Annotated in this window: 4 protein-coding genes and 1 pseudogene; 4 read left to right on the top strand and 1 reads right to left on the bottom strand. The window is 57.9% G+C overall.

The annotated features are described in order from the left end of the window. Positions 1 to 195: pseudogene (locus AC0L2Z_RS34960) on the bottom strand (Crp/Fnr family transcriptional regulator); the annotation flags it as partial. 1161 nt (positions 196 to 1356) lie between these two features. Here AC0L2Z_RS34960 and AC0L2Z_RS34955 point away from each other — a divergent pair. The 4 genes from AC0L2Z_RS34955 to AC0L2Z_RS34940 form a co-directional block, all read left to right on the top strand. After that, complete coding sequence (locus AC0L2Z_RS34955; RefSeq protein WP_127206711.1) at positions 1357 to 1578, top strand: DUF768 domain-containing protein; 222 nt, start codon at positions 1357 to 1359, stop codon at positions 1576 to 1578. Between the two features lie 374 nt (positions 1579 to 1952). After that, on the top strand, positions 1953 to 2129 hold the full coding sequence (locus AC0L2Z_RS34950; RefSeq protein WP_473630587.1) for a DUF982 domain-containing protein: 177 nt from the start codon (positions 1953 to 1955) through the stop codon (positions 2127 to 2129). A 768-nt stretch (positions 2130 to 2897) separates the two neighbouring features. After that, positions 2898 to 3737 (top strand): ATP-dependent DNA ligase, encoded by an 840-nt coding sequence (locus AC0L2Z_RS34945; RefSeq protein ID WP_473630588.1) that lies wholly within the window; start codon positions 2898 to 2900, stop codon positions 3735 to 3737. A 362-nt stretch (positions 3738 to 4099) separates the two neighbouring features. Next, positions 4100 to 4356: hypothetical protein (locus tag AC0L2Z_RS34940; protein WP_473630586.1), on the top strand; the 257-nt coding region annotated here is incomplete at its 3' end.

Raw genomic sequence — 4356 nt, 5'->3', positions numbered from 1 at the left:
TCGCCCTCCGGTCATGGTGGCGACCACCGAAGCGATACCCGCCTCTGGAAAATACACTTGCTCAATCGGCTGATATGGGACTTCCAGCTGGGCTTTGATGCCCAGTTCGACGTGACGCATTGCCGGCTGCAAAAGCGCAAAATCCTCTGAGGAGAGGGCTTTCAATACAAGGTTGCGAAAAAGAGATTGGGGCATGGCTCTCTCCCTGACGGGCAAGAGCACGTACCCTCTCACTGTCGGCTGCATCCGAACATGTGTGGCAGCCGATATCGAAGCATAGGCTCAAATACGCGAATGGCAAATCCGGCGCTCGCCGTTCGCAGAGCTATGACAGGTTCTGGCGCTACAGGATGACGGCTCGCCACCAATCTCAGCCGTTGTCGACCGCCTGCGAAGGTCAAACCTCTGCGGGCTATGCCTCATCCGACCGACCGGTGCTTCTCAGGTCGTATTCCGTGACATCGATCCCCGCCCAAGCGCCAGTGGTCCGATCTGCCTTCCACATTGGCACGCCGCCGATGGTGACCCTGACAGGCTCGCTAGGGTCGACCCCTCGCTTAACCAATTCCCGACACGGGACCGGAACTAGGTCCTTGCGCGTGGTGGTGATCCTGATTCCTCGCCCGACAGCGTTGTGACGGCAGTGTATGACCCGCTCAATTCAATCTGTTGCATATTCTCCGTATTTGCATGGTGGAAGCGCGGAAGGTGGATTCTCCCGGGGAGGGGCCTGAAGCCGCCCCACGGTCAAACCGCTGGGTGTTCCGGTGGTGTTTGACGGAAAGGCCCGGGCAGGGCCTGAGCTTAGGGCTTAGAGGTGCCCCGCCCGGGAACTCTGACCTAGATGCCCAAATCCAGCCGCATCTTCGCAGCGGCCCGGTCATGTCCGGTGAGACCTCTCAGGTCAATGCAGCGCGACCTAGGATAATCTGCAGATCCGCGCGCGACATATCGGCGGTGCGGTCGGCGGCGCTTTCAAGCTCTTCGGCAAACGATTGGCAGGTCATTCAGAGGGCAGCTGCCCGTCTTGTGGTTCGTCATGGTGCACTGCCGGGCTTTCGATTCTTCAGTATGTTGGCCTCGGGCAGCAGTGATGATCGTCCGTTCCGAGCAATTCTATGAGCGTGAGAGCCTGATCCCGGGTGATCCCGGTTTCACTTGCGAGCGCCTGCGCCTGGAGTTCCTTTTGCCGCTCGGGTTCACTTTTTCTATCTTCGCCATGAGTAGATGTTCCTTCCCACTACGGAACCCAACTTGCGACATAGCGCCTTGTTCCTCTTGTTCCGAAATTCGTTCGTCCGCTTTGTTGTTCGTGTTCAAGCTGGAACTAATGTCCGTTCGGTAGCTTATGCCCAGATGAGCGCACGCGGCATCACTTTCCTGCACAAGTGGATTGCGAACAGCGTTCCTAAAACGGCCCGGCCGGATGTAATTTCGATCAATGAGCTGACGCACAAGCTGTTTGCCGACGCGAAGTCAGTGGGCATCAGGCGTGAAGAGATCGACGAGGAAGTCGACAGTCTCTACCGCACCATCCTTAATGCCATTGTGCATTTCGATCCGGGATTGTCGGAGTAATGGTTTTATCCACGAGCGCCCGCCTGAAGCGCGCGAGGGTCGCGCTTTCCTTATGCCATCGGGCGTCGCACTACTGGTCTTGGTGGCTGGTTGACGGTCGATTGTGTTGGTCCCCGACAGCCGCGCTTTCCCTTCCCGGCGCCGTTGGATCGGGTCTTGGTCAAAATTTTACATTAGAAGTTGGAACATAAGTGAGGCAGAGAACATTGTTGGCGCCGTGGACAAGAACGATGGCGACAATCTTCCTGAGGGGTTTCCGGGCAACCTGCCCGAGGATCCAGTCCAGGCGAAAATAGCGGCGGCACCCTCATGGGTATCCATTGGTTTCACCCTCCGATCTACATCGGAACCGACCGACCTGGGTTCACCTACGCATGTACAATGTCGAGGGTGCCGCGGCGGAACTCATGAAGTGGACCAAGCGGGGACCTAAGTGGAAGGAGGCCATCGAGGCCTGCGTCGCTCTCATTAAAGGCGAGCGCACGCCCGACGATGTAAGAAAAGCGTTCGAGGCTGCTGCCGAGGAGGAAGGGTTGCTACGCTCCTCATGATGAGGCCGCCTGCTATACGCGTCATCTATGATCGGCCAGAACGACCAAAGGAACATTCTAACGCTTGCGGCCAGGAGGACCAGAGTGGATGCCCTTCTTGCCGCCCCATCCATGTCCGCGACGTGCGCCATGCGATGCGGCAATAGCTTGCGAGTTCAAGCTCGTTCCAAGCAACAGAGCAATGGATGGAGGTGTTATAACAGAAAAACGCCCGGCATTCTTTAGAAATTCACGACGTGCCTGTTCTTCCGGACAAGTTTCTGTGTCTTTCCTTTCGAAGACTTCCCGCTACTCATCGAATATACTCCTGGCCCGTGAATAACAACTCTAACGCCATAGGCTGACATATGCGTCTCGTGAAAACAAGGCGCCATCAAGGTACATTTCAGGAACAGTATTACTACACTTTTGACCCGAGATCCCGTCAAGGAGGATGCTAGTGGCGCGGCCTCCAAAGTCGAGCGGACTCCGTCGGCCGAAGCCATCGCGCCTATTGGTTCTACCTCGGCTCAGGTCGGCCGCTACCGTGCGATTTCTAGGGGGACGGCCCGATAGCAGTTCGGGGTGACTATCGGGCCGCCTGGCCTAGCCAGCGGGCGGGGGGCGTTGGGGTCGCCGGCTGGCGAACTATATGGCACTACATGCATCATTGCTAATTTACAAAAATGGTCATGGTCCGTTCTCCTAGCCATCAAATCGGATGAGCCTAGAGTCAATTTGGTGCCTAAAAGAGTGAGTGCCGGCGTCCGGCTTGAGTTTATTCCTCCGATGATGCCGACCTTGGTATCCAAGCCGCCCCAAGGCGATGACTGGATGCATGAAGCCAAATTCGACGGCTACCGCTCCCAAATCATCATCGACGCCGGCGGTGCGCGGATCTTCACCCGCCGCGGCCTAGACTGGACATCGAAGTACCGCGATCTGGTCGAGGCCGCCAAAAGTCTCAGCGTACAGAACGCCATAATCGACGGCGAAGTCGTCGTCTTGAATGAGGCTGGCCTTTCGGATTTTGCCGCGCTGCGCAAGGCAATCACGAGGCGCCAGCACGACCTCTATTTCGTCGCGTTTGATCTGCTGCATCTCAACGGCCACGACTTGCGCGACATGGTGCTAGAGGATCGGCGGGAAATCCTGGCCGGCCTTATTGGGACTGACAGCCGCATTCAGTTCAGTGAGACGATGCCAGGCGAAGCCAACGCGATCTATCATCTGATCGACGCCGCCGGCCTTGAAGGGATAGTATCGAAGCGTCGGGACAGCAAATATCGCAGCGGCCCGACCACCAATTGGCTGAAAACCAAGTCCTTCACCGAAAGCGAGTTCGAGCTCCTTGGCGTCGAACGCGAGAGGGGTAAGCCGGCGTTTGCTCTGATGGCTGAGCCAGGCACCCGCAAGTATGTCGGCAGCGCGTTTGTCAGCGTCAATCGCGAGATGCGGGAGCGGCTTTGGAAACGAGTGCAGGAACACGCCGGGCCACCGCCTAAGGAAATGCCAAAGCGGCCGGCAACGCAGTGGGTCAAGCCGGGCATCAAAGCCCGCGTCAAGCACCTACGTGGCGAGGAAGACCTTCGGCACGCCTCGCTGCAGGATTTCTGGAATGAGAGTTAGCCAGCGCTCCGAATAGGCGGCGGGCTTTTCTATTCACCCCCGAGCCATGAGGCGCTTCGAAAGCGCCCGCCACAACTCCGCTTCGTCGCTGAACCCGTTCTCGAAAGCCTCGATGACTTCGCAGGCGAGATGTTCCGTTGGTCCTTGTCTTTTCGGGCTAGGCGGCGCTCGGCGCACAACTGGTCAAACACTCGCTGGAGCAACTCCAGATCAGGTCTGAATATTCCGCTATAGCGCCTAGATGGCATGGCCGCTTGCCAAACGGCCAGTTTCCGGCCACGGCCCGCCTAAGAACGACACGGCAGGGAACCGATTTAACAAGCTCTGAGTTCCAATGTTAACCCAAGGTGAAAGTCTTAGGGATGAAAACCATCCATCATCTCCTCGCCGGCACCGGTATGGTGCTGATTTCAAGTGCATTTTTCGGCTCAACGGCGACCGTTCCAGCATTTGCGCAGGCGATTGAGCGACATTGCTTCCCCGCCGAGATCGGGCGCTTGTGCCCGCCGCTCATCAATGGCGAGGGCCATCCGACAGGCACGGCTAGTAGGGACACCATCGCCGGCAGCGGCAGCGTCGGCGACCACGGCACCGGCAGCGTCGGCGGCAGCGGCAGCAT

It is taken from the genome of Mesorhizobium sp. WSM4850, from assembly GCF_055811735.1.
The sequence above is the reverse complement of the archived record's forward strand: the minus strand, read 5'-3'. Positions and strand labels throughout refer to the sequence as shown.